Source organism: Tunturiibacter gelidiferens (genome assembly GCF_014201335.1).
Lineage (GTDB): Bacteria > Acidobacteriota > Terriglobia > Terriglobales > Acidobacteriaceae > Edaphobacter > Edaphobacter lichenicola_E.
On sequence record NZ_JACHEB010000007.1, the window covers coordinates 89,658 to 114,413 of the forward strand.

Consider the following 24,756-nt stretch of genomic DNA (forward strand, 5'->3'; position numbering starts at 1 on the left):
GGCTTGTGACATGGACGACGTGGACTACACCTCCGAACTTCTGAACGACGACCACCCGGAGCCTCTCGGCAATGACGCGGACTTTCCGCCCATGGCCCCGGTCCCCTTGCATCTCTCGCACTACGACCAGGCCGGCAAGGCTCACATGGTGGATGTGAGCGAGAAAGCGTTGACACGGCGCGAGGCTGTGGCGGCCGCATTTGTGGAGCTGTCCGATGCGGTGCTCAAGGCGCTGCCGCAGAACCCCAAAGGCAATCCGTTGGAGGTCGCGCGGTTCGCAGGAATTCAGGCCGCGAAACAGACCTCCAGCCTGATCCCGATGTGTCATCAACTGGCGCTCAGCTACGTGGACGTGCAGGCAAAAGTGGTAGACGGCGGTGTAGCGATAGAGGCAACAGCAGCTACAGTCGCTGGTACAGGCGTAGAGATGGAGGCAATGGTGGCGGCCTCAATTGCAGCGCTGACGGTCTATGACATGACCAAGGCGCTGGACAAAGGGATTCGAATCCGCGAAGTCGTGCTGGTGCGCAAGAGCGGCGGGAAGAGCGGAGACTACCGGCGTCTTTAGGTCAGACAGCAGCTGCCAGGGTGACCGCGAAGAGATGTTGCGGGTCCTGCCAGGAGTTTGTCCTCTTGAACCCTGCGGAAGCCAAAAGAGTTTCAACTGCAGCCGCGGTAAATTTGTAACTGTTCTCGGTATGAATACTTTCGCCCTGGACAAAATCAACCGTAAACGCAGGACCACTGGAGTTTGCTGGGATATGAACACGCTGATCGGTGAGTGACTCCAGATGCATCTCGATTCGGGACTGCGTCTGATTCCAACAGGCCCGGTGGCGGAAGTTTTGAAGCACAAAGTCTGAGCCAAGGTCGCGATTTAGACGAGTCAGTACGTTCAGGTTGAAGGCATCAGTTACTCCGGCGGCGTCGTTGTAGGCGGCAAGTAACGTGGCTGGAGTTTTGTTGGCATTGCGGCCGCCGCTGGGCGCGAGATCTGTACCAAGCAACAGAGTATCGCCGGGAAGGAGCTGAGCCCGCAGATTACGAAGGACATCTTTCGCGTCTTCCGGCATGAAATTCCCGATACTTGAACCGATGTAAAGAGCCAGGGTCCTCGTCTCAACCAGTCGATTGAGCGGGAGAGCCTCACGGGTGTAATCGGCAACCTGGGAGCGAACTGTAACACCGGGAATGTTAGCGAGGATATTTTCGCTGGCCTCGGCGAGAGCAGTCTCCGAGACATCGACGGGCTGGTAGACCACGCTTCCCTGCTGACGAACAGCCTCAGCCAGCAGTATGCCGGTTTTGGTTGCAGTGCCAGCGCCTAATTCGATAAGGGTAAGCTTTCCGCTCGGCCCCTGTCCCAGGGCAGCCTCACGAAGAATCTCACCAGCGTGAGCGGCGAAGATGCTGCGCTCCGTACGGGTCAAATAATATTCCGGAAGCTCCGTAATCTGTTCGAAGAGATGTGAGCCTTCTTCGTCATAGAAGAGCCATGGGGAGAGGGTTTTAGGATCACTGGTCAAGCCGACGCGGGCTTCATTTGCGACGGCATCAAGAGTACTTATCAGCGGTTCGTCTAGAGCGAAGGTCGTTGATGGCACGTCAAATCCCCTAACGATTCATAGATGAGTGGAAGGCGCGCCTCAGAATTGATCTCCACTGTCACCATTGGATGCTCGTCCGAGGAATTCTGTTCAACCTTATTCTTGGATTTTCCGACTTTTCGGGGCCAAATAATTGATTTGGATACAAGAAAGATCAATTTATTTGCCCAAATCGAGGTCAGGCCTTACAGCTCCCCTCGAACCCTTAGTACCGCCAGCTCGTCAGGTCCGCTCCGGCCGGCGCCGTCTTGGCGATTCGATCCATGATCTTCGGCAGGTACATCGTGTTGTAGTGGAGCCGCGAAAAAGCGTTCGGCAGCGTCGGATCTCCATTCCAGCAGTGCTCCGCCCGCGGCCCATATAACACCTCGCCGTCGTACGGCACGCCATGCCCCGGGGTCCCCGTGGTCTTCAGAAAATCCTCCATCAGGTAGACCGCGTCGTTCAAAAAATACGTATCATCGCTGCCGACAAACAGATGAATCTTCCCTTGCAACTTCGGCCCCAGCGTCTCCCAGTCTCGCTGCAGCTTCGCATTCAGGTCGTAGTGCTCTTTCCAGTACTCTGCGACTTTGTGATCGATCGCTCCAGTCTCCTTATCGAAGATCGGCTCGGGATATCCATCTTTGCCTTGCTGAGAATAGACCGCCTGCCAGATATCGAACTGCTCGCCCGACCGCCCGTGGTCGCCGAGTGCCGCCTCATACGCGATGTTGTCCCTCATCGAGATCAGCGTGTGTCCCAGATAGTCGCGCATCGCCGGCTGCTCCACCCGCTTGTTCGCGCCCTGCAGGTAAAACATGTTTTCGTCTTTATAAAGATCCCGAGTCATGTACGCATGAAAGTCCACCGGGTCCGGGCAGGCGACAAACGCTCCGTTGTAGTGGTCCGGATAGAAGATCTGCACCGCGAGCGACTCCCACCCACCCGTCGATCCACCATACATGAACCGCGCCCAGCCCTGTCCAATCCCGCGAAACTGCTTCTCTACTGCGGGAATCAACTCAGTCTCAATCGCATCGCCGTACGGCCCCAGGTTCGCGGAGTTCACCGCATACGAATCGTCATAGTAGGGATTCGCATGTTGAATCTTCATCACCAGAACGCGTGGAAATTTAGGACTGATCCACTGCTGATACTCCTTATAAGCCTCCTCCTGCTGAATCCGGTTGTATCCCTCAAGATGAAACCGCTCCGAGTAGTTCGGCTTCAAATTCGGGTCAGGTGGAGTCGTCCGGAAATCATCGAACCCCGTGACGAAGTGATCGTGAAAGATCATCAACGGATAGTGCGCCTCCGCATGCTCATCAAACCCCTCCGGCACCAACACCACTGCGCTTAAGAATGTTGGGGTTCCCCAGAACTTCGTCAGCAGCGCACTCTGAATACGGATATGCCGGACATATTTTGTATCCGCTTCAGGCACAATTGGCGGGATTACCTGGTCCAGCGAGAGCGCAATCGGCGCACCACCCGGCCCGACGTGCACCTTCACCGGCTTGCTGTACAAATTCCCCGGCGCCAGATTCCAGTGCTTCCCTTCACCGCGGTCCGGCGACAGTTTGATCGTCTTACCATCCGCACGATGAAACGTCTGATACACATCCAGAACTGCCTGCGCCGTGTAGTCGCCCGCAGGAACATCCTTCAAGCTCCTGATCGGATATCCCGCTGCCTTATCGTCCACCACGACGCTCTGTCCCGGCTTCAACCCGTCGACCGTCACACCAAAGACGACCTGGCTCCGCGGCGTATCGTCAATCTGCATCCGCGGCTCCTCCGACGGATCATTCGACAACAGGAACAGCACCCGTCCGTCCAGCGGCTTCGCCGATTGCGCAGCAGGAAAAGAGACCGAAACCGTCTGAACACCGGTCTGAGCACTCCCTGTCTCAGCACACAAAGACACACAGACAGCGGCGAACGTTATCACGCAAGGGATCGAAAGGAGGCGCATTGGGGCAGTATACAAAGTAGCGGTCCCGCAAGCGGCGATATCTTCAGGCCATCTGTCCTGTCGGATTGGTATCATCCTCTCACCGTTCCTATTCGAGTAAGCAGGCACTCTCTCAAAGACCTGGCTGGGCCTCCCTGGAGAAAAGATGAAAGCACCCCAGTTCGCATTCAAGAAGATTGCCGCGGCAGCGTTCGCTTGCGGCCTCGCAACCGCGTCGGTGGCGATGGCCGCAGACAATCTGCCGGCCGCCAAGCCGCTGAAGCTCCCCGAACTCCAGTACGAAAAGTACACTCTGCCGAACGGCCTGGTCATCCTCACTCACGAAGACCATCGCCTGCCGCTCGTCGCAATCGATCTCTGGTACCACGTCGGTCCTCTCAATGAGCGTGCAGGCCGCACCGGCTTTGCTCACCTCTTCGAACACATGATGTTCGAAGGTTCCGAGCACGTCGGCGAAAAAGCCCACATCAAATATCTCGAAGGCGCAGGCGCGACCGACATCAACGGCACCACTGACTTCGACCGCACCAACTACTTTGAAACCCTCCCCAGCAATCAGCTTGAGCTGGGCCTCTGGCTCGAAAGCGACCGCATGGGCTTCCTCCTTGAGGGCCTCGACCGGACAAAGCTCACCAACCAGCGTGACGTCGTCCGCAACGAGCGCCGCCAGGGCGAAGGCACTCCCTACGCGCTGGCCGACGAGCAGGCCTACCACATGCTCTTCCCGCAGGATCATCCCTACTACGCCTCCGTCATCGGCTCCCACGCCGACATCGAAGCCGCGCGCATCAACGACATCCGCGATTTCCACCAGCACTTCTACACGCCCAACAACGCCAGCATCGCCATCGCCGGTGACTTCGACGCAGCAAAGCTAAAAGCGCTCCTCACAAAATACTTCGGCCCCATCCCACACGGCCCTGCCGTCGAGCCAGTCACTATAAAAACCCCACCGATCACTGCTCAGAAGCGCGCCACTGTCACGGACACCGTCCAACTCCCGCGCCTCACCGTCGCGTGGCTTACCCCTCCGGTTTTCACACCAGGCGACGCCGACACCGACATCCTCGTTCACATCCTGGGCGGTGGCAAAGCCAGCCGGCTCTATCGCAAGCTCGTCTACGAGCAGCAGATCGCACAAACCGTCACCTGCGGTCTCAACGCCCTCAAGTTAGGCTCCATCGCCAACTGTGACATCACCGCCAAACCTGGCGTCTCGCTCGATTCCCTGGAAGCAGCGCTTTGGAAGGAAGTAGCCAGTCTTCAAACAGACGGCCCGACCCAGGCCGAACTCGATCGTGCCCGCACCGTCGACGTCACCGCGAAGATTACCGGCCTTCAGCGCCTCGGCGGCTTTGGCGGCGTAGCCGACACGCTCGACCGATACAACCAGTTCCTCGACGACCCCGGCTATCTTCCGAAAGACATCGCCCGCTACCAGGCTGCCACCATCGCCTCGGTCAAGCAAGCCGCCGCGCAATACTTTGGCAAAGATCAAAGCGTCGTCGTCAGCTGCGTCGCGGGCAAGAAGGTGGTAGACGACGTTCCCCGCAGCCCCGACAACACCGACGCCGACGTCAAGCTCACCGCACCTTACGACGCGCAGTTTGAGGATCAGCAGAACTGGCGCAAAACCGCACCCGCACCCGGCCCAACCACGGCCTTCCATCTTCCTGTTCCAAAAACCTTCACTCTCGCCAACGGACTGCAGGTCTATCTGCTCGAAGACCACTCGCTCCCGGTCTTCAGCGCTGCGGTCGTAGCCCGCGCAGGCAGCGAGTCTGACACGCCCGCCAAAGCTGGCCTCGCCGGCTTTACCGCCCGCCTGCTTACCGAAGGAACAACGCAACGCTCCGCCACCCAACTTGCCGACGACGCCGAGCAGATCGGCACCACTCTCACCTCGGTCGCCGACGTAGACAGCGCAAACGCCAGCCTCAACGCGCTCAGCAACAACACCGAAGCGGGCCTCGATCTTCTCTCCGATGTCATCGAGCATCCCACCTTCGCCCCTGAAGAGGTCGAGCGCATTCGCAAACAGCGCCTCGTCGCCATTCTGCAGGAGAGCGACCAGCCCGTAGCCTCAGTCCTTCGCGTAGGCTTCCGCACCCTCTATGGAGACCATCCCTACGGCATCCGGCCCATCGGAAACACCGACGGAATCAAGTCCATCACACGAGACGACATCGCGAGCTTCTGGCAGGCTCACTACGGCCCGAAAGACTCCGCGCTCGTCCTCGCGGGAGACCTCAGCGAATCCGAGGTCAAACACCTCTCCGAAAAGTATTTCAAATCCTGGACAGGTGCAGCCTCCACGGCAGTCACCGTTCCTGCTGCGCCCACCCCACCCGGCCTCAAGATCGTGATCGTAGACAAGCCCGGCGCGCCGCAGACTGCACTGTACGCCATTGGCCTGGGCCTTCCCCGAACTACGCCTGACTACCCCGCCGTCATGATCATGAACAACGTGCTCGGCGGCCTCTTCGCCAGCCGCATCAACATGAATCTCCGCGAGGAACACGGCTACACCTACGGCGCGGGCTCCGGTTTCCTGATGTACCGCACCGGAGGCCCCTTCTACAGCGGAGCTCAGGTCCGCACCGACGTCACTGCTCCCGCCGCCAAGCAACTCATGCTGGAGCTCAACCGCATCCGCACCGATCCCCCCACCGAGGCCGAACTCAAGCTCGCAAAGGACTCTCTCCTCCATTCACTCCCCGGCGACTTTGAAACCACTAAGGCCTCCATCGGCGGCTTGCGTCAATTGTTCGTCTATGGCCTCCCGCTTGACTACTTCGCCAAGCTACCCGCAAGATACGAAGCCGTCACGCCAGCCGAGGTCTCGAAGGCCGCCCAAACCGATGTCCATCCCGACCAGCTCATCCTGATGGCCGTGGGCGATCGCGCAAAGATCGAACCGAGCCTGAAGGAACTCAACCTCGGCCCAATCGAGTACCGCGACACCACCGGCAACCTGCTCAAATAACCGCACACATAAGGAGGAGGCCGGAGAGCAATCACTCTCCGGCCTCTTCTTTGTTTCTATCTAATCCTTCAAAAACATGAGCGCAGCGAAGTCGAAGGGGAAGGATCCCTTATTTCGCTCAGATCATCTGCAACCGTCTAGGCCTTCCCCAGCACCTTCGCCATCGCCTCGCCAATCTCCGCCGGCGACTTAACTACAGTAATTCCCGCTTCGGTCATCGCCTTCATCTTCTCCGCAGCCGTACCTTCGCCGCCAGAGATGATTGCGCCAGCATGCCCCATTCGTCGTCCCGGAGGAGCCGTCTGCCCCGCGATAAATCCAACCACGGGCTTCTTCACATGCTCCTTGATGTACTTCGCCGCAGCCTCTTCCGCCGAGCCGCCGATCTCACCGATCATGATGATCGCCTCGGTCTCCGGATCCTCATTCAGCAGCTTCAACGCATCAATGTGAGTCGTCCCAATAATCGGATCGCCACCAATTCCAATCGCCGTAGACTGTCCGATCCCACGCGTCGTCAACTGGTACACCGCCTCATACGTCAGCGTTCCCGACTTCGAAACAATCCCCACCGAGCCTTCCTTATGAATTCGCCCCGGCATAATCCCAACCTTAGCCTTACCCGGAGAGATCACACCCGGACAGTTCGGCCCAATCAGCCGCGTCTTCGTTCCCTTCACAAACTCCCACGTCTTCACCATGTCGAGCACAGGAATCCCCTCGGTAATACAGATCACAAGAGGCACTCCCGCAGCAGCAGCCTCCAGAATCCCATCCGCAGCAAACGGCGGCGGCACAAAGATCACCGACACATTCGCGCCAGTCTCTTTCACCGCCTCTTCCACGGTGTTGAACACCGGCCAACCTTCGTGCGTGGTCCCACCCTTACCCGGCGTCACACCACCAACAACCTTCGTGCCGTACTCCGCGCAGCCCTTCGCGTGAAAAGTCCCCTCACGTCCCGTAATTCCCTGCACAATCAGCCGCGTATTCTTATCAACCAAAACCGCCATTACTTGCCACCTTTCGCAGCAGCCACAGCAAGATCCGCCGCTTCCTTCATCGTCGTTCCCACCTGAAAGTTCAACCCCGAATCAGCCAGAATCTTCCGGCCCTCTTCAACATTCGTTCCTTCGAGTCGCAGAATGATCGGTATCTTCACGCCCAGCTTTTTCGCGGCATTCACTACGCCCTGAGCCAGCACATCCACGCGCAAGATTCCGCCAAAGATGTTGATGAAGATCGCCTTCACATTCGGATCGCTCAGCAAGATCCCAAATGCATTCTCAATCTGTTCCTGATTCGCACCACCACCGACGTCGAGGAAGTTCGCCGCACTGCCACCCGCGTACTGAATGATGTCCATCGTCGCCATGGCAAGGCCCGCGCCGTTCACCATGCAGGCAATCGTTCCATCCAGCTTGATGTAATTCAGCGCAAACTTCGACGCCTCAACCTCCAGCGGATCTTCTTCCGCCAGATCACGAAGCTCCTTCAGATCCTTATGTCGGAACATCGCGTTATCGTCGAAGTTGATCTTGCAGTCGAGCGCCAGCAGCTTGTCGTCCTTCGTCGTAATAAAGGGATTGATCTCCATCAGCGTCGAATCCGTATCGATGAACGCCTTGTAGAGGCCCGTCATAAACTTCACGGCGTCGTTGATCTGCGTCGTCTTCAGCCCCAGCTTGAACGCCAGCTTCCTCGCCTGATACGGCGCGAACCCAACGGCCGGATCGATGTACTCCTTGTAGATCAGCTCCGGCGTAGCATGTGCGACCTCTTCAATCTCCATCCCACCCGACTGCGAGGCCATAAACACGACCTTCGCCGAAGCCCGGTCGAGCACCAACCCAAGATAAAGTTCGCGCTCAATCGCCGATCCTTCTTCAATCAGTAGCCGCTGAACCTTCTGCCCCGCAGGCCCCGTCTGATGCGTCACCAACTGCATCCCCAGGATTGCCTTCGCCGCCGCATTCGCCTCTTCAAGAGTCTTCGCAAGCTTCACGCCGCCGCCCTTGCCGCGTCCACCAGCATGGATCTGCGCCTTCACCACGACAACCTTATTCCCCGCGCCAAACAGGCTCTTCGCAGCAGTATCGGCCTGCTCCAGGGTTGTTGCCATCTCGCCGCCCGGAACCGGCACACTGTACTTCCGCAGAATCTCTTTAGCCTGATACTCGTGAATTTTCATAAGTTGTCTTCGGAATTTCGCCCTGCGCGAGAAGTGTAGCGGACTCCATCAACCACTCGCAATCCAAACTCGCACAACAGTGCGTTTACCGCACGGCGTTCAACGTTGGGACGCAACGACTCTACCGCGCCGCATAGTATCCCGAACGAGTAGTAATCACCCCTCCACGAGTCGGACTATCCAACTTGATGCGATGGAACGATCCATCTGCCTTCAGAGAGGAAGGCTTGTAAACAATGCGATATTGGCTCCGCTGGTCGCTCTCCATAATCCGAAGGTCATTCCATACCTCAGGCCCCGTCGCATCGAAGAAGATGCGCCCTCCGCTCTTCTTCACTAGCTCGTTCAGCGTCTTCTGCCCCTCCGCATGAAACGACTTCGCTTCATCGCTGAAGACATAAATCGCCGTTCGCGCCTGTTGGCATATATCGATCACGTCCTCGAGTCGCGCATGGCTGGCGTTGTCTAATCCATCCGTGAAAAGAAGAATAAAATTGCCCGTAATCGCATCACGATCGCTCGTCCACTGATCTCTGCAAGCCTTGTAAAGAGAATCGAACAGCACCGTGCCTCCCAACCTGCTCTCGCGGTCAAACGCAATCGTCCACAGGCTCTCGGCCAGCAAAGCCGCATCGTTCGTCCAGCTCTGCTTCACCTTCGTTGCCGAATCAAAACGCATCACGAAGGCCTGATCGGTCTCCTTCCTCAATAATCTCGTTGCATACATCGCCGCAATGTCTTGATTGCGCCACAGCCCCTCCATCGATCTGCTTGTATCGAACAGAATGCCCGCCCGGATCGGCAGGTTTCGGAACGCCTGGAAAGATAGAATGCGATCCTGTCGCTTTCCATCATCCAACAGCCGCAGATCTTTCTCGGTCAGGTCCTCCATCGGCATCCCATGAAAATCAGAGGCGTGAAACGTCAGGTTCACCTCGTCTACCGGAACCGACAGCGTATAACGACCAGCTTCATCCTGCGGCTTCTCCGCGCTCTGTGGCACACGACTCCCCAGCGGCAGCAAAAGCAACAAGCCGAGTCTCAGAAGGCTGCTGAACATCGCCAAGTCAGAATAACTCTTGCACCTTCCCAAAACCTCAACCAGTAAAACCATGCTAGGCCGATAACAACCCGTTCTATCCCACCACGCCACCTGCTACGCTTTAGAAAGATGCCCCCGCAACCTCATCTCCAACAGATCATCGAAGCCCGTTCCACTCTCACCCGCGAACAAGCCCGCGATTTGATGCGTCAGATCCTCGACGGCAAGCTCACGGACCTCGAGATCGCTGCCCTCCTCGGAGCACTCGCTGCCCGCGGCGAAACTGCCTCCGAGATCGCAGGCTTCGTCGACGCCATGCGCACCGCTGTCACCTCCATTCCGCTCACCGATCCAGAGCGGCGCAATCTGGTAGACACCTGCGGCACTGGTGGTGACGCGAGCGGCACCTTCAACATCTCCACTGCCGCGGCCCTCGTCGCAGCGGCCACAGGAACAAACCCTGGCGCGAATCTCATGGTCGCCAAACACGGCAATCGCGCCGTCACCTCGCAGACCGGCTCAGCCGACGTCCTCGAAGCCCTCGGCATCCCTGTCGACCTCAGCCCCGACGACGCCGCAACGAATCTACGCTCCCACCGCTTCGCCTTCCTTCACGCCCCCAGCCTTCATCCCGCGATGAAGGCCGTCATGCCGGTCCGCCGTGCCCTCGGAGTCCGCACCGTCTTCAACATCCTCGGCCCCCTCACCAACCCTGCTGGAGCCTCTGCGCAGGTGATGGGCGTCTACTCTGCTCACATGGTCCCCATCGTCGCCGAAGCCATGGCTCTCCTCGGCACCCGGCACGCCTTCGTCGTCCACGGCAGCACCTCCTACGAAAAGGGCCTCGACGAGATCTCCATCAGCGGGCCTAGCCAACTCGCCGAAGTTTGTGCCGGAACCGTCACCATCACAACCATCACCCCCGAAGACTTCGGCCTCAAGCGCTCCCCTACGGACTCTCTCAGAGGCGGCGACGCGAAGGCCAACGCCGCCATCCTCACCGCCATCTTCTCCGGCGAACAAGGCCCCCGCCGCGACATAGTCCTGCTCAACGCGGCCGCCGTCCTTGTCGCCGCCGACCTCGCACTCGACCTTCCGAACGGCATAGCCCTGGCCGCCAAAACCATCGACTCCGGAGCCGTCATCAAACTCATCGCCAACCTGAGCACTAAATCCTGAACGCGCAGTGGAGCAGACATGACCAGTAAACAGAATGGAAAGCAGCGAGTCTGTTTCATGCTTCAGGTCAAACCCGACCGCCTCGAAGAGTACCGTCTCCGCCATGCAGCGGTCTGGCCCGACATGATTGAGGCCCTGCAACGCACCGGCTGGCACAACTACTCCCTCTTCCTCACCCCTCGCGGAGAGCTCATCGGCTACCTCGAAACCGACAACTTCCAGCTCGCTCAAAAACAGATGCGCGACGAGCCAGTCAATGCGCGCTGGCAGTCCGAAATGAAGGACTTCTTCGTCGAAACTGACGGCAAAGATCCCGACCAACTCATGTCGCCCCTCGACGAGGTCTTCCACATCGACTAACGGCAGCCGATCAACCGGAACCAAACCCACTCCCGCCTCGTACCTTATCTCAGCAGTCAGGAGCTCTCTTCACCATGTCGACCTACCCGCCGCCTTCCTCTTCCATCAACCCCGCCTTCGTCACCTCGGCGCTCGAACTTCCCGGCTTCCGCATCGTCCAGAACGTCGGCATCGTCCGCGGCATCGTCGTCCGATCGCGCAACGTCCTTGCCACTATCGGCGCAGGCCTCCAGACCATCGTCGGCGGCGACATCACTCTGTTCACCGAGCTCTGCGAAAAGACTCGTCAGGACTCATTCGCCATGATGACGCTCCACGCCGCACAGCTCGGCGCCAACGCCGTCATCGCCTTCCGCTACGATGCCAACGAGCTCATGAACGGAGTCACCGAGGTGCTCGCTTACGGCACCGCGGTCGTCGTCGAAAAGCAGTAACGCAATCAAAGCCTCCCCTAAGCACGCGTTTCGAAAACCATATTGAACGGCGTCTCTGCAGCTTTGCGGAAGTGCGTGAACCCGCCCTTTCGCACCACGTCCTCAATCCTCGCCGGACCCGCCTGCGCACCCAGGCCAAGCCCAACCTCCTGCGAAAGCGAACAAGGCACACAGATCGTCGAAGAAGCAGAATAATAGATCCGGCCCACGGGATTATGGTTTGCCGCAGTATCGTCATTGGCAAACGGCTCAACAATCATCCACGTCCCGCCCTCTGCCAGAGTTGTCTTCACATACTTCGCGGCTCCCACTGGGTCTCCCATATCGTGCAGGCAATCGAAGAAGGCCACAAAATCGTAGTTCTTTCCTGAAAACGCCTTCGCTGGCGCCACTTGAAACGTCACGCGATCCTCGACTCCAGCAGCCTTCGCCTTCTCGCGTGCCTTTTCAATCGAGGGACTGTGATAGTCGAACCCAAAGAACTTCGACGCCGGATACGACTTCGCCATCAGCAGCGTCGACGCTCCATGTCCGCAGCCGATATCTGCAACACGGGCACCGGCCATCAGCTTCGCCTCCACTCCTTCGAGTGCCGGAATCCAGTTTGAGACGAGGTTCGCAAGATAGGTCGGTCGAAAAAACCGCTCACACCCTTCAAACAGCCCCTTCTCATGTTCATGCCAGCCCATTCCGTTACCGGTCCGGTAGATCTCCGTCAGCTTCTCTTCATCCTTCATCACCGAAGCCAGCAGATGATAGAACCCCGGCAGATGCACCGGCGTATCATCAAGCGCCATCACCATCGCCTGCTCCGGAGTTAGAAAAAACGCTCCCTTCGCCGCGTCATACTCCACCAGGCGCCCGGCTGCATTTGCATTCAGCCACTCGCGCACATAGCGTTCCGCGGTCCCGGTCTTCTTCGCCAACTCCGCCGGAGTCACCGGAACTCCATCCCCCATCGCACGATAGAGGCCAAGCCTGTCGCCGATCACGATCAGAGGTGCCTGCATCGCCGCACCCATATCCTGAACGACACGACCCAACAACGCATTCAGCGCATCGGGATTGATGGTCCGCCCCTGTGGAGCGGCCTGTGGTGTTGTAGACATCGCAAATCTCCTCGGAAAAAAGTGATCCGGGATCGCGGTAACGTCCTTGAATGTGTAGGATCTCTTGATTAGCCACACGTACCGGCACGTTACGTCGCGCAGATCCTCGGGGCCCATCAACTGCCGACGAGCATACGCGCCGCAAACTCCAAAGGTCAACGCGCAAACCCTCCCGCTCCCTAGCACCCCTGTAATCAATCTCTTGTGTATATACTCGACTTCAAATTCAAGGAGGCTTCATGGCCCGAGTCACCGGCATTGGCGGCGTCTTCCTTCGCGCACGCGACCCTAAATCCCTCTCAGCCTGGTACGTCAAACACCTGGGCATCACCCTATCCGAATACGGCGGAGCCACCTTTCTCTGGTCCGACGAGGTCCCCGCCACCACCGGCATGACCACCTGGTCCCTCTTCCCCGAAAACACCAAAAACTTCGGCCCGGGCAATGAAAAAGGCTCGCAGCAAGCCATGATCAACTACCGCGTCGACAACCTCGACGAGCTCCTCGCCCAGCTTGCAGCCGGAAACATCCCCATCGACCCCGACCGCCAAAGCGCCGACTACGGCCACTTCGCCTGGATCACCGATCCCGAAGGCAACCGCATCGAACTCTGGCAGCCCCTCGCTGACTAGTCATCTCTCCGAAAGGAAATCTCATGCCAACTCTCGAGTCAGAAGCCGAAAAGAGCACCCTCAACATCAAGCAGGCCGTCCCTTTCTTCCGGGTCTGGGACATCGAGGCATCCCTCCGCTTCTACGTCGACGGCCTCGGCTACACCAAGACCAAAGAGTGGATCGACAACGGAAAGCTTCGCTGGTGCTGGCTCGAACTGGACGGCGCCGCCCACATGCTCCAGGAATACGAGCCAGGCAAAGCCCCTTCAACCACACGCGGCGAAGGCGTCTCCATCTGCTTCCAGTGCAACGACGCTCTAGCCATCTATCACCATGCCATCGCCCGAGGCCTTCACCCTCAACGCCCCTTCGTCGGCAACGCCATGTGGGTCGTCATCCTCACGGACCCCGACGGTTACAAATTAGACTTCGAGAGCTCCACCGACGCCCCCGAAGAATCCATCTACCAAGATCAGCACGCATCAGCCGTATCCAGATAAAAAAGAGGCTGGCGCCCATGGAGAACGCCAGCCTTTGCACCTCGTCACAACTTCGCAGTTTAGTGTTTGAGGCCGTTCAGCAGCTTGTTTGCGTCGAGCACTCCCAATCCCGCCGCATTGTCATAGCCAAAGTCGGCTTTGTAGCCCCAGTTGTCGCCGCCCCTGATATCCGTCGTAGCGCTCTCGCCAAGACGGTAAAGAGCCGGATTGAGCTGCCCAACGCGATGGCCCAAACCCTCGACGAACAGCGCCGTAACGCCGTTCAGCTGCGGTGCCACAAAGCTGGTGCCGCCTTCGAAGTCAGTGAGCTCGTCCTCCTCGATAAACTGATAGCCGCTCTCGGGGTCTGCGTTGGCTGAAAGATCAGGCATGTTGCGACCCAGGAAAAACGGCGGCAGCACGGTCTGCAGCACCAACCCCGAACCGGTGTTCTCTTTGAATGTCTGCCCTGGCTTGGTCAAGGTAATGCCAGGGGTGAACTGGTACGTAGGCAGCGGCCAGTAGGAGCTGACCCCACCGCCATCACCCACAGAGAACACATCCGCCACAGAAATGTCCGCCGCATGTCCCTGCTCAGCGGCCTGGGTTGAGATGTAGTCCCATCCCCACGCCTGCTCATGTTTCACAGTCAACACAACGCCGTCACTCAGCGAGAACGAGAAAGGAAGCGTGGTGCCTCCCGCCGCCGTTACCAGCGGATCGCTTGCCGGATGGTCGACAGCGTAAGGTGAGTTGCAGAGAGGATCTTCCTCCGTAGCAGGAGGACCCGTCACCGGGCACCCGCGAACCGTATCAAAGGCGCCCGAGTCGCCGGTGGCTACAAAGAGAGTCTGCCCCTGCAAGGCCATCTCCAGGAAGGCTGCGTGAAAAGCCTGCAGCATCCAGGTCTCTGATGCGGTATGGGTCGCGATGTCGTAGAAGTAGTCCAGCTCCGGTTGGCCCCAGCTGGTCGAAACGGTATCTGCAATGTTCTCAGAAGCCGCTGCCTCGAACCCATTGATGAAGTTCGCGTTGGTGATGTTCGGAGCGATATAGACGCGGACATTTGCGTTAGGCGCAAGAGCTCCAGACTCCTCTACATCGATGTCGGTCTCACCCTCACCATCCAGATTGTTGGTCGAAGCGGTCACGCCGCCGTCAACGTTCACCTTGGTAATTCGCGACTGCGAGACCTTAAGCCCAATCAGTTTCCAGAAGAGATACGCATCGGCAGGTTTGAAGTCGTTGAGCGTCACGATTCCGATCGTGGTCCCACGTCCGCTGATGCCGCGCGCATAGATTGGGTTGACGTTGTAAAAGTTTGCGAAGTCTGCAGGGAGGTAATCGCCGGGCGAGCCACCGGTGAGCGCGCTAGGTACAGCCTGTGGCTTTACGCTATGTCCAACCGCCGGAGTGAGGTGCATCGGATGCGCATGAGACACCGTATTGATGCCACCGACGCCGAGGATCAAGCCCTGCAAGGAAGAAGGCAGCGTCACCGGAGTCGTCGAAGCCGTTCCTGTGCGGCCTTTGACCGTGAAGGTCTTCAGGTTCAGACCCAACACACTCGCGGCGTTCGTGGTCGGGCTTATGGCCTCAATCGCGAGATGGTTTGGATAGACATATTGAATTGTGAATCCCATGCCTTTGAGAGCCCGCTCTACCTTTTCGATCTGCGCATCGCTCGGAGCATATCGGTTCACAAACTGCGAAACACTGAGAAACTGGTGATAGCTCCGGCTGGAGGGATTCTGTAACTCAGCAGCAGCCTCCTCCGCCTCGCGCGCATTGTTGAGGGGCAGGTAAAAGGTCACCGCAAGCTCGTTGCCGATCGAGACATCCGATGTCTTGACGGTATTACTGGTTGTTTGTCCGCTTGCCGATAGGGGCAGCAGAGAAATTCCTACCGCCGTAAGGCAGAAAGATTGCACCATCGCGGTGCGAAGAGAACGTAGCGTCATTGAAATAGCCTCACTAAATTGGTTTGCGTGTCTGAATCGTTTGCATGAGACGAGAAGACGTACAACGATCGTGGGATTGCTAGAGCTGGCTCTTGATGCAAGGTTCCGTCGGTGGATGGATACTACGGTCGTCCCGGCGTTCAGGTCAAGCGTCAAGATGATTTTTGCGTGAAGCAACAATAAAGTTCCGTGATTTGCACATTTTCTGTCTCTGTCAGGCCCCATATAAAAAGGGCAGGCGCTCTAATGAACGCCTGCCCCTAATGCAACCGCAGTAGCTTTCAGAATCCCCTACTGCACAGCCTTGACGACTTGATTGATGAACGTCGTACCATTCGGCGTGCCCAGTCCAGTCACGTTGTCCCATCCAGGGCCTGTGACCAGCGACGAGTCCGTACCGAACGTGAACAGGTCCCAGCGAGTCGAACTGACGCTGTTGTACAGCGCGCTGACAAACAGCTTCGTGTTTTGCAGCGGCTGCGCCAAATCAGTCTGGCTTTCAAAGATCGGAGCCTTCGGCGGATCGATGATAAGGCCGGACACATTCAGCAGCGTATCAACGGGCGACAGATTGACGTCGATGATCGCCTTGTCAGGCAGTTCATACAGGATCGGCGCGGCTTCTCCGATTGGCCCTCCCCCTGCCGCCTGGTTCGCAATCGCCCAGAGCCCCGAGAACATCGGGCAAGCCAGGCTGGTCCCGCCGAACACCTCAACCGTCACGTTTGCAGGATTGCCATCAGGGGAAACGACGATCTCGCTGCCGGTCTGCGGGTCTGCGTTCATGGAGATATCGGGCACCTGGCGGAACTTACCCTTCAGGCTCTTCTGGAACTTCGGCTTCGCATAAACAACGCTTGTGCCGCCTCCGGACCCATCCTGGAAGCCCAGAAACGTCGGGGGAACAAGGGGCGCGTTGGGAGCTGGAGTGGTCAGGAAGGCAACGTTCAAGCCCCATCCCGTCTGCAGTTTGATGTCATTCTTGGAGTCCAGAAACGTACTGGTGCCGCCAATTCCTGTCGCAAACGGAGTGTCGGCATTTGCATTGACAGACACCGCGTTGATCCCGAAATCAGCATTATTCGATATCAGTTGATCTCCGTCGTCGCCGCTGGAGACGTTGAGCGAGATCCCTAACGCAGCGGCAATCTGCGCAATACCGTTCTCGACCACGAGCTCAGCTGGATCCAACTCCTTCAGTGCTATCTCCGAAAGCCCGAAGCTGTTCGAGATCACGTTGCCATATTGGTTCCCGATCGCAGCCAGATCTCCAAGATCAAGATTGGTCAGCAAGTCGTCGACAGTCAACACCAGGACGATGTTCGCGTTGGGAGCTATCGCGTGCGCCCACTCTACATCGAGCGTCGTTTCGAACTGCCAGTTACCTGAGATGCACCCGTTGGTCGCGGTGCAGGTTACCGGGCCAGTCGGAGTCACGATCTGGAAGTTCTGAGGAGTCAGAGCGGGCAATCCGTTAAGTTGAGAAAACAAGTTGGCATCGTGAAGAATGCTGTTCGAGCCAAAAGCATCCACGATGACGATGGTCTGGCCCGTGCCATCCAGCCCCTTTTTATAAAGCTGCTTCAGACCGTACGCGGTTTGGATCTCATTCGCGTCATAGCCGCACGGCGGTTTATTGGGCGCGGTATTGGTGATGTCGGCTCCATAGCGATTGCCCGCATAGAACGCCTCCGGGAAACTCCCATCTGTCTTGAAGGTATGCGATTCCGGCGGACGAAGACAATCCGCGCTGAAGAAGAGTCCATCCGGGCCAGCAGAGGAGATAGAAACTCCCGCGTAAGGCACACGGGTTTCAGGATTAACAGCAGGCTTCGCCATTGACTTATACCGGAGATCGCTCAACCCCTGCACCGTAGCCACCAATGCACTCGCAGCTCCGGTAACCGTGGCTGGAGTCGCGTTGGTATGGTGCATCACTCCATTCACCATCACCTTGTTGATCTTGGTATTGAACGCCGTTTGCGCGGCCGCGACATTACCTTGCGCCACCACGAAGCGATTGTTCTTCTCAGTCGAGGTCACCTTCATGTTGTGAGCCGTCAGATAATCGCGAACTGTGCCGGCTTCCTTGTCTGTCGGAGCATACTGCTCATTGAACTGCTTCAGCGTCAGGAATCGATGGTAGCTCGGAGAGCTCGAGTCATACATCTGCTCGACAGCCGTATCCAATGCTGCCTTGTTATGCGGGTTGAGCCAAACCGTCACTGAGATCGGTTTGGATGCGTCTTCCGGCCCTACCACGTTCGCCGTCTGGCCGGCTGGGGCAGCGAATGCCGAACCTGCCGTCAGCGCCATGACACCAAGCGCTGCGAAGGTAAGGCGAGGAGAGACACGATTACGAAAGGAGTGCTGCGTCATAGCAATATCCTCGTTAAATTGGTTTGTCTGTCCGAATCGATTGTGGGAGAAGCACGGGCGTGCAACGAAAACAGGTCTGTGAAGTTTCCTCTTCGGGGGCCCGGAGGATCGGTGGACGAATACTACGGTCGCCCTGTCCCTGCGGTCAAGCGTCGGAATCAATTTTGCGTGACGTAAAAATAAAGTTCACAAGTGTGTCACATTTTTCAGAGCGGAAAAACACGCTGCCAATTCACCACGTCTACCACGCAATTCACCACGTTCTCACCAGCAAAAAACCACACTCAAAACGCAGTTTTCCGTAAAACCCCCAGCAAAAACCACGTTTTCTCCCCAAAGAAAAAATTGCGTACCGGAAATCCACCGAGCCCCCCGTTTAGGATAGCCAGATACCGTGAACGAAGGCCTTCGCACAATGACCCACCCCATCCCAGGCAGAATCGAAGCCATCGTAGGACCCATGTTCTCCGGCAAATCCGAGGAACTCATTCGCCGCCTGAAGCGCGCCCGCATCGCCCGCCAACGCGTCGCCTGCTACAAGCCCGACATCGATCTCCGCTATCACCGCACCTCGATCGCCAGCCACAGCTCGCAAACCCACGAAGCCACCACCGTCACCAACGTTGAGCACTTAAAAGCCACGCTATTCCCGCAGTTAGACGACATCGATGTCATTGGCATCGATGAGGCGCAGTTCTTCGACAACGCCATCATCCCGCTCACCGTAGAGCTGGTTCATCTGGGCAAACGCATCCTCCTCGCCGGCCTCGACACGACCTTCAACGCCGAGCCGTTCGGCCCCATTCCCGCGCTGATGGCCATCGCCGACGAGGTCACCAAACTCTCAGCCGTCTGCATGGTTTGTGGCGCTCCCGCCATCCACACCCAACGCCTCGGCCAAAGCCAGGAGCTCGTCTTGGTTGGCGCCGCCGGCCTTTACGAAGCACGCTGCCGCACCCACTTCGAACCACTGCTCGACGAGCACCACTCCGAGCAGCTTGAACTTCCCGCAATCGTCTCCGCCTAGCCGAATTGCACGAAACCCAGCAAAAACGCCAGAGAGAGCGAATCTCGCTGACGTTTTCATTCTAGTTTTACGCAACGAAGATCAGTGCTTCGACACCATCTCCATCACATCCTTGCGCAGCGCCAACGAACTGGCCGGGCGCGCATAGTACATGTGGCCGCCGGGATACTCGTGCACCTGCACCCGCGTTGGATCGCCCATCGTCGGGATCTGGCTCACCGTCAGCACTGACCCCATGAACGGGCAGGATAGATCCGCCCATCCATGCGCAATCACAACACGCAGCTTGGGATCGGTCGCCACCGCCACTCTCAGATCTGTCGCAGAGGCAGACCCAGCAAAGGCGCCAGCAGGCGAGCTCTGATCCCACAATTTGTTGACCTCGAACGACAACGCGTTATAGCTCGCATCCGTCTTCCAGCCAACCGTTCGCGTGACGAAGTCCACCATTGCCGTTGTCGTTGGCGCAATAATACTCAACAAAATCGGATCTTGCGTCTCCTGCGTCGGGTTGTACGGGAACGGGTCATATGCCGTCACATTCGGGTCATATCTGCTGCCCAGCTTACCCGTCTCACGAAACTCCTCACGCAGAAACGCCTGCGTCTCCAGCCGTCCACCCGACTGCTTCACGAATGTCGGATCGAGACCCGTCAGCTCTGTCACCTTCTTCACCAGCCGAGGTGTCGCAGCCGGATCGCTGTTGCCCTTCATCAGATCCACCGCGTACTCTCCACGCGTGTAGCCGATCACCTCGGCCATATTCTCGTTCGTCAGCTTGCCCTGCCGTTCATAATTTGCTGCGACGATCGACGGCAGCGTCGTCATCCATGGAATCGGCGAAAGATCCTGAGAACCGGCCTCCGGGGAGAGCGCCGGAGACACTAGCACGAGTCCATTCACTGCGACACCGGTCTGCGATTGCAGATGAGCAGTCAGCCTCGGTCCGCGATACCCGCCATAACTCTCTCCCACGATGTACTTGCGAGACTGCAGGCGCCCGTTCTTCACCAGCCAGTCGTAGATGTTCCGCGATAAGTAGGCAATATCCTGGTCCGGGCCATAGAACTGCTTCTTTGACTCCTCCTCCGACACGAGCGAACGCGAAAAACCGGTCCCGATCGGATCGATGAACACCAGATCCGTGAAGTCGAGCCACGTCCCCGGGTTGTCGGTGAGCGTTGCCGGATCTGACGGGCTCTGTCCCTCCGCACCAAAAGCTACTCTCTTCGGTCCGATCGCGCCAAGGTTCAGATACACCGAAGCAGCGCCCGGTCCACCGTTGAACGCAAACGTTACGGGCCGATCCTTCCCCTCAGCCACGTAGGAGGTGTAGACGACTTCGCCGCTCAACGCGCCTTTACTGTCACGTACAGGCAGCGTTCCGACCGTTACGGTGTAGTGAAGCGTCTTGCCCTCAAACTGCATGCTTTGCTCCACATGAGCGTCTGTCGGTAGCGGTGGCAACGTGAGGGACATCCCCGGCGTGGCGGCAGACTTCGCATCGGAGGCCTTCGCGTCACTGGGCTTCGCATCTTTCGCATCTGGGGCAGCTTGGGCAACTGCGGATGGAAGAGCTGGAGAGAAACTTGTAAGAAGCAAGAGGAAAAGGAGGAACTTCGACTGAAACGCGGACCGTGCTGAAATCATCTCCAAATTTTACATAGATGTTGCGAAGCGTCACGCAACCTAAACAAATACTTCGGTATTCTCAACATGTAGTCGATCTGGAGAATATGCCAATGCGCAAGATGCTCACCGCCGCTATGACCCTCAGCCTTGTTGTCGTTCCCGCCTTCGCTAAGCCGAAGAACGCCGTCGTCGTTCCCATCAAGACCGGCACTGGCGAGGACGCAGGCACCGCAACCATCACTCCTTCCAAGAAGGGTGTCCATATCAAGCTGGATCTTAAGAACCTCCCTGTCGGGGAGCACGGTGTCCACATCCACGCCAAGCCGCTCTGCGACGCGCCTGACTTCAAGACCGCCGGTGGCCACTTCAATCCGACCGACAAACAGCACGGCTTCCAGAACCCGATGGGCCATCATGCGGGCGACCTCCCGACCAATGTCACCATCGGCGAAGGCCATCTCGGCCAGGCCACCTTCAACGCGGACTATCTTTCGATGGACCCCACCGCAGCGAACAGCATCCTCGCCAATGGCGGGACCTCGATCGTCATCCACGAAAAGGCGGATGACATGAAAACCGACCCGGCAGGTAACTCCGGCAACCGGATCGCTTGTGGCGTGATCTCTTCTCCGACCCCCTAACCTCCGCGCATTCTCTGTCTTTGAACCAACCCGAACGCCTGTGCGTATAGTCACGCATGGGCGTTTTGCACATGGCGATTCCGACGGCGAGCCTGCACATAGGGCTGAAGTCTGCACCTCGCCGCCTGCCCCGAGTTGCCACGCAGCACCTTAATCAACCGGCTCCCGGGGTTGTCGAGAGGCTACTGGTCCACCAACAAATCAATCCGGCTCCCGTTCCACGCGGTACACTGCTCCCACCGACAAAATCACTTGAGGCGAAGTTGGAGCGTACCCCGGAACAGGAAGCCGCGCAGGAAGCAGTTGCCAAGCTGGTGCGCCAGTGCATGGCAGGCGACTCGCAGGCCTGGCAGCAGTTGGTTGCGTCGCAGCACCGCCGCATCTACGCCATCTGCTATCGCTTCACCGGCTCGGGTACCGACGCCGAGGATCTCACGCAAGAGGTCTTTCTCAAGCTTTACAAGAACCTTTCCAGCTTTGACACCCAAAAGGGCAGCTTTCAGACCTGGATTACCACGCTGGCCCGCAATCTTCTGGTCGACCATTTCCGCCGTACCCGCCTCGAGCGTGCCTCTGACTCTCTGGACGCTACCTTTGAAGGCGAGGAAGATGGCCCCACCATGGGCGACCGGCTTGCTGACCCGCGGCCATCTCAAGAGCATCATGTCGCGGGTCTGGAGCTCAAGGTTCGTGTTCAGAACGCGCTCAAACAACTCTCCCCCGAGCTTCGCGAAGCTGTTATTCTGCGCGATCTCGAGGATATGGATTACAAAGAGATATCACAGGTTCTGCGCATACCAGAAGGTACGGTAAAAAGCCGCATCAGTCGCGGTCGCGGGGAACTTGCAAGGCTTTTGCAACGTATAGAAGGGCAGGTGGTTTAAAGTGGCAGACTTCAACAAATTCGGCAGTGGCGGACCCGGTGGACCGGGCGATCCACAGCACTGCGCGCAATGCGAAGCAATGCTCGTGGATGCACTCGACGGAACTCTGTCAAAGGCAGATCAGACGACCTTCGACACCCACATGATCGGCTGCCCCAGTTGTGCATCACTGCTGGCCGACGCACAGCGTGGAGCTGCCTGGCTAGAGATGCTCAAGTCTCCCCGTCCTGAGCCACCCGCCTCGCTTTTTGAGAGCATCCTGGCTCAGACCAGCGGCAAATCCGCGCTTGGTCCTGTCAAAGAAGATCAGCCTCCCATCATCCTTGGTAGAACTGACTACCTTCGTACACCAGCCCCTGTTCCTGGCCATTCTTCCCTGCTCCCTCCCTTGGGCGCGCCCCTCGCAACCAATCCTTTCGCCTCTGGCAAGGTTCTTCCCTTCCGTACTCGCGTCACCCATGGGCTTCGTTCCTTCGGCCAGACCATGCTACAGCCTCGTCTTGCGATGACTGCTGCCATGGCGTTCTTTTCGATTGCTCTCACGATGAATCTCACCGGGGTTCGCCTCAGTCAGCTTCACGCCAGCGACCTCAAGCCCTCCAGCATCCTGCGCAGTTGCTACGAGGCCAAAGCAAAGGTCGTGCGCTACTCCGACAACCTTCGGGTCGTCTACGAGCTCGAGTCCCGCGTCCGCGATTTGCAACGCTCCTCGGATGATGAGGGATCGGCTGGAACTAACACACCGCCCACCCGGAACGACCCCGCCCAGCAGAACCGCAAACCTGCGGGGCAGCAGCCGGATGATCCAAAGGATCAAAAGCCCGGCGAGAAGAACGACCAGAAGCAGAACAGCCCCAAACCCAACCCTGGCTCCAGCCGTCGCGAAACTCCCGGCGGAAATGTCCAGCTCGTAGCGTCTGTTCGTACCCGGGCCCCTCTCCCCTTCCAGTCCCAGAATTTCGTTGTTTTTACTCCCAGTGTCATTAAGTCGGAAGGGGGATTGGTATGAACTGCGCAAACCATCCTGATCGTGAACGTGTTGCTTTTTGCCAGAACTGCGGCAAGCCACTCTGCCAGGAGTGCACCCGCACTGTCGGCTCTGCTGTCTTCTGCGAACTCTGCCTTGCTGCCAGACTCGCCGGTGCCGGATCTCCCCATCCCGCTGGCGGAAGCTATACTGCTGGTCCCACAGGCGGCACTTACACCTATAGCGGAAACGAAGCTGGCGTGCACTACTCCGCTAGTGGCGTTATCCCGCCCCCGACTCCTCCCGGAGCACCCAATCCCGGCTTAGCCGCGCTGTTGGGCTTCATCCCCGGCGTCGGCGCCATGTACAACGGCCAGTACGCCAAGGGTGTTGTGCACCTGGTAGTTTTCGCGATTCTTGTCAGCCTCGCCGACGAGCACGGCATCTTCGGGCTCTTCATTGCCGGTTGGATGTGCTACCAAGTGATCGAGGCCTACCACACTGCTAAAGCTCGTCGAGATGGCACTCCTCTCCCGAATCCTTTTGGCCTGAACGATCTTGGCGAGCGTCTTGGCTTCGGGAAGTCCTGGCCTGGCACCAGCCATTCGGTTCCCCCTGCTCCGTTCGTTCCACGGGACACCGCAACGACCGCCGCCTCAGATTCCGCCGCGAGCAGCTCTTACACCCCGCCTGCGACAGGTTATCCGCCCCAACAACCCTCCGCTGCCTGGGGATCCCCGTGGGAGAGCTACGCCGCACCACCCGTAGCTCCGATCCCGCCCTACGGCACAGCTGCCTACCCAGTCGATCCCAATGTGAATCTCCCTCGTAATCGCTTTCCCGCGGGCGCTCTCTGGCTCATCGGCCTGGGCTGCGTCTTTCTGGTCGGAAATGCTGGCCTCTTTCATCACTTTCCCATCCACCGAATCATCCCCTTCTTCCTCATCGGACTCGGCGTTTGGCTCTTCGTTCACAAGATGACTGGTACAGGCAATGGCATAGCGGACGACGGCACGGCAGCATACCAATACCGCTTATTTAGCGCGCTTCGAGGCTCCATATGGGTCATTCTCGTAGGCGTCATGTTCCTGCTCGATTCCTTCGGCATCCTTTCCTGGTCCCATAGTTGGCCACTCTTTATTATCGTCGCCGGTCTTATGGCAGTCTTTCAGCGGACCAGCTTCAACTCGGCCGCCGCAGTTGCTTATCCCTACGGAGTCCCGACCGCTCCCCCGGCCGCACCGCCCTCCCCGGCTAGCACGAGCATCGTTCCTTCCAGCCAGCACGACCAGGAAGGGAGCTAAGCC

At 58.2% G+C, this 24,756-nt stretch carries 21 protein-coding genes; 12 read left to right on the plus strand and 9 right to left on the minus strand.

All coding sequences use genetic code 11. The features are described from left to right. Positions 1 to 91 precede the first annotated feature (91 nt). Positions 92 to 568 (plus strand): cyclic pyranopterin monophosphate synthase MoaC, encoded by a 477-nt coding sequence (gene moaC / locus HDF14_RS15240; RefSeq protein WP_183978645.1) that lies wholly within the window; start codon positions 92 to 94, stop codon positions 566 to 568. A gap of 1 nt (position 569) precedes the next feature. On the opposite strand, the gene egtD is transcribed toward moaC, so the two are convergent. Both egtD and HDF14_RS15250 read right to left on the minus strand, forming a co-directional pair. Next, a complete protein-coding gene (gene egtD / locus HDF14_RS15245; RefSeq protein WP_183978234.1) occupies positions 570 to 1,604 on the minus strand; it encodes an L-histidine N(alpha)-methyltransferase in 1,035 nt (344 codons plus the stop codon). A gap of 208 nt (positions 1,605 to 1,812) precedes the next feature. Beyond that, positions 1,813 to 3,375: a hypothetical protein gene (locus HDF14_RS15250; protein WP_260698306.1), complete on the minus strand. Its 1,563-nt coding sequence runs from the start codon at positions 3,373 to 3,375 to the stop codon at positions 1,813 to 1,815. Between the two features lie 334 nt (positions 3,376 to 3,709). Here HDF14_RS15250 and HDF14_RS15255 point away from each other — a divergent pair, with 334 nt between their 5' ends. Further along, positions 3,710 to 6,550: a M16 family metallopeptidase gene (locus HDF14_RS15255; protein WP_183978238.1), complete on the plus strand. Its 2,841-nt coding sequence runs from the start codon at positions 3,710 to 3,712 to the stop codon at positions 6,548 to 6,550. A 137-nt stretch (positions 6,551 to 6,687) separates the two neighbouring features. Here the strand turns inward: HDF14_RS15255 and sucD are convergent, their stop codons facing one another. From sucD to HDF14_RS15270, 3 genes are all read right to left on the minus strand, one after another. Further along, positions 6,688 to 7,563 carry a succinate--CoA ligase subunit alpha gene (gene sucD, locus HDF14_RS15260; protein ID WP_183978240.1) on the minus strand — a complete coding sequence of 292 codons (876 nt, stop codon included), beginning with the start codon at positions 7,561 to 7,563 and terminating at the stop codon, positions 6,688 to 6,690. Next, positions 7,563 to 8,741 (minus strand): ADP-forming succinate--CoA ligase subunit beta, encoded by a 1,179-nt coding sequence (gene sucC, locus HDF14_RS15265; RefSeq protein WP_183978242.1) that lies wholly within the window; start codon positions 8,739 to 8,741, stop codon positions 7,563 to 7,565. Before sucC ends, sucD begins: the two co-directional genes overlap by 1 nt. A 121-nt stretch (positions 8,742 to 8,862) precedes the next feature. Further along, positions 8,863 to 9,801: a VWA domain-containing protein gene (locus HDF14_RS15270; protein WP_260698320.1), complete on the minus strand. Its 939-nt coding sequence runs from the start codon at positions 9,799 to 9,801 to the stop codon at positions 8,863 to 8,865. 111 nt (positions 9,802 to 9,912) lie between these two features. Here HDF14_RS15270 and trpD point away from each other — a divergent pair, with 111 nt between their 5' ends. The 3 genes from trpD to HDF14_RS15285 all read left to right on the plus strand — a co-directional run bounded on the left by trpD (position 9,913) and on the right by HDF14_RS15285 (position 11,756). Beyond that, on the plus strand, positions 9,913 to 10,962 hold the full coding sequence (trpD, locus tag HDF14_RS15275; protein WP_183978246.1) for an anthranilate phosphoribosyltransferase: 1,050 nt from the start codon (positions 9,913 to 9,915) through the stop codon (positions 10,960 to 10,962). A gap of 18 nt (positions 10,963 to 10,980) precedes the next feature. After that, a complete protein-coding gene (locus HDF14_RS15280) occupies positions 10,981 to 11,322 on the plus strand; it encodes an L-rhamnose mutarotase (RefSeq protein WP_183978248.1) in 342 nt (113 codons plus the stop codon). 74 nt (positions 11,323 to 11,396) lie between these two features. Next, entirely contained in the window at positions 11,397 to 11,756 is a 360-nt protein-coding gene (locus tag HDF14_RS15285; protein ID WP_183978250.1) for a YbjQ family protein, read from the plus strand. Positions 11,757 to 11,773: 17 nt separating this feature from the next. On the opposite strand, the gene HDF14_RS15290 is transcribed toward HDF14_RS15285, so the two are convergent. Further along, complete coding sequence (locus HDF14_RS15290) at positions 11,774 to 12,865, minus strand: class I SAM-dependent methyltransferase (protein WP_183978252.1); 1,092 nt, start codon at positions 12,863 to 12,865, stop codon at positions 11,774 to 11,776. A gap of 239 nt (positions 12,866 to 13,104) precedes the next feature. Between HDF14_RS15290 and HDF14_RS15295 the strand changes: the two genes are divergently transcribed. Then, positions 13,105 to 13,497 (plus strand): VOC family protein, encoded by a 393-nt coding sequence (locus HDF14_RS15295; RefSeq protein ID WP_183978254.1) that lies wholly within the window; start codon positions 13,105 to 13,107, stop codon positions 13,495 to 13,497. A 23-nt stretch (positions 13,498 to 13,520) separates the two neighbouring features. Next, the gene (locus tag HDF14_RS15300; protein ID WP_183978256.1) at positions 13,521 to 13,979 is read left to right on the plus strand and encodes a VOC family protein; all 459 of its coding nucleotides are present in this window, start codon (positions 13,521 to 13,523) and stop codon (positions 13,977 to 13,979) included. Positions 13,980 to 14,038: 59 nt separating this feature from the next. Here HDF14_RS15300 and HDF14_RS15305 read toward each other — a convergent pair whose 3' ends face one another. Both HDF14_RS15305 and HDF14_RS15310 read right to left on the minus strand, forming a co-directional pair. Further along, a complete protein-coding gene (locus tag HDF14_RS15305) occupies positions 14,039 to 15,919 on the minus strand; it encodes a S53 family peptidase (protein WP_183978258.1) in 1,881 nt (626 codons plus the stop codon). A gap of 291 nt (positions 15,920 to 16,210) precedes the next feature. Then, positions 16,211 to 18,298: a S53 family peptidase gene (locus HDF14_RS15310; RefSeq protein ID WP_183978260.1), complete on the minus strand. Its 2,088-nt coding sequence runs from the start codon at positions 18,296 to 18,298 to the stop codon at positions 16,211 to 16,213. Between the two features lie 394 nt (positions 18,299 to 18,692). On the opposite strand from HDF14_RS15310, the gene HDF14_RS15315 reads away from it, so the two are divergent. Next, a complete protein-coding gene (locus tag HDF14_RS15315; protein WP_406707226.1) occupies positions 18,693 to 19,325 on the plus strand; it encodes a thymidine kinase in 633 nt (210 codons plus the stop codon). Positions 19,326 to 19,406: 81 nt separating this feature from the next. On the opposite strand, the gene HDF14_RS15320 is transcribed toward HDF14_RS15315, so the two are convergent. Next, on the minus strand, positions 19,407 to 20,975 hold the full coding sequence (locus tag HDF14_RS15320; protein WP_221304712.1) for a S10 family peptidase: 1,569 nt from the start codon (positions 20,973 to 20,975) through the stop codon (positions 19,407 to 19,409). A 92-nt stretch (positions 20,976 to 21,067) separates the two neighbouring features. On the opposite strand from HDF14_RS15320, the gene HDF14_RS15325 reads away from it, so the two are divergent. The 4 genes from HDF14_RS15325 (at position 21,068) to HDF14_RS15340 (ending at position 24,753) form a co-directional block, all read left to right on the plus strand. Continuing rightward, a complete protein-coding gene (locus HDF14_RS15325) occupies positions 21,068 to 21,598 on the plus strand; it encodes a superoxide dismutase family protein (protein ID WP_183978262.1) in 531 nt (176 codons plus the stop codon). Positions 21,599 to 21,861: 263 nt separating this feature from the next. Continuing rightward, on the plus strand, positions 21,862 to 22,482 hold the full coding sequence (locus tag HDF14_RS15330) for an RNA polymerase sigma factor (protein ID WP_260698307.1): 621 nt from the start codon (positions 21,862 to 21,864) through the stop codon (positions 22,480 to 22,482). A 1-nt stretch (position 22,483) separates the two neighbouring features. After that, positions 22,484 to 23,491: an anti-sigma factor family protein gene (locus tag HDF14_RS15335; protein WP_183978266.1), complete on the plus strand. Its 1,008-nt coding sequence runs from the start codon at positions 22,484 to 22,486 to the stop codon at positions 23,489 to 23,491. Beyond that, positions 23,488 to 24,753: a B-box zinc finger protein gene (locus tag HDF14_RS15340; RefSeq protein WP_183978268.1), complete on the plus strand. Its 1,266-nt coding sequence runs from the start codon at positions 23,488 to 23,490 to the stop codon at positions 24,751 to 24,753. The genes HDF14_RS15335 and HDF14_RS15340 overlap by 4 nt, the downstream gene beginning before the upstream one ends. Positions 24,754 to 24,756 lie beyond the last annotated feature (3 nt).

What these genes read in the sequence shown, in the direction of transcription:
- moaC (WP_183978645.1), top strand. Translation starts at nt 92, where the DNA reads ATGGCCCCGGTCCCCTTGCATCTCTCGCACTACGACCAGGCCGGCAAG.
- HDF14_RS15250 (WP_260698306.1), bottom strand. Translation starts at nt 3,375, where the DNA reads ATGCAGATTGACGATACGCCGCGGAGCCAGGTCGTCTTTGGTGTGACG.
- HDF14_RS15255 (WP_183978238.1), top strand. Translation starts at nt 3,710, where the DNA reads ATGAAAGCACCCCAGTTCGCATTCAAGAAGATTGCCGCGGCAGCGTTC.
- sucD (WP_183978240.1), bottom strand. Translation starts at nt 7,563, where the DNA reads ATGGCGGTTTTGGTTGATAAGAATACGCGGCTGATTGTGCAGGGAATT.
- sucC (WP_183978242.1), bottom strand. Translation starts at nt 8,741, where the DNA reads ATGAAAATTCACGAGTATCAGGCTAAAGAGATTCTGCGGAAGTACAGT.
- HDF14_RS15270 (WP_260698320.1), bottom strand. Translation starts at nt 9,801, where the DNA reads ATGTTCAGCAGCCTTCTGAGACTCGGCTTGTTGCTTTTGCTGCCGCTG.
- trpD (WP_183978246.1), top strand. Translation starts at nt 9,913, where the DNA reads ATGCCCCCGCAACCTCATCTCCAACAGATCATCGAAGCCCGTTCCACT.
- HDF14_RS15280 (WP_183978248.1), top strand. Translation starts at nt 10,981, where the DNA reads ATGACCAGTAAACAGAATGGAAAGCAGCGAGTCTGTTTCATGCTTCAG.
- HDF14_RS15285 (WP_183978250.1), top strand. Translation starts at nt 11,397, where the DNA reads ATGTCGACCTACCCGCCGCCTTCCTCTTCCATCAACCCCGCCTTCGTC.
- HDF14_RS15290 (WP_183978252.1), bottom strand. Translation starts at nt 12,865, where the DNA reads ATGTCTACAACACCACAGGCCGCTCCACAGGGGCGGACCATCAATCCC.
- HDF14_RS15295 (WP_183978254.1), top strand. Translation starts at nt 13,105, where the DNA reads ATGGCCCGAGTCACCGGCATTGGCGGCGTCTTCCTTCGCGCACGCGAC.
- HDF14_RS15300 (WP_183978256.1), top strand. Translation starts at nt 13,521, where the DNA reads ATGCCAACTCTCGAGTCAGAAGCCGAAAAGAGCACCCTCAACATCAAG.
- HDF14_RS15305 (WP_183978258.1), bottom strand. Translation starts at nt 15,919, where the DNA reads ATGACGCTACGTTCTCTTCGCACCGCGATGGTGCAATCTTTCTGCCTT.
- HDF14_RS15310 (WP_183978260.1), bottom strand. Translation starts at nt 18,298, where the DNA reads ATGACGCAGCACTCCTTTCGTAATCGTGTCTCTCCTCGCCTTACCTTC.
- HDF14_RS15320 (WP_221304712.1), bottom strand. Translation starts at nt 20,975, where the DNA reads ATGATTTCAGCACGGTCCGCGTTTCAGTCGAAGTTCCTCCTTTTCCTC.
- HDF14_RS15325 (WP_183978262.1), top strand. Translation starts at nt 21,068, where the DNA reads ATGCGCAAGATGCTCACCGCCGCTATGACCCTCAGCCTTGTTGTCGTT.
- HDF14_RS15340 (WP_183978268.1), top strand. Translation starts at nt 23,488, where the DNA reads ATGAACTGCGCAAACCATCCTGATCGTGAACGTGTTGCTTTTTGCCAG.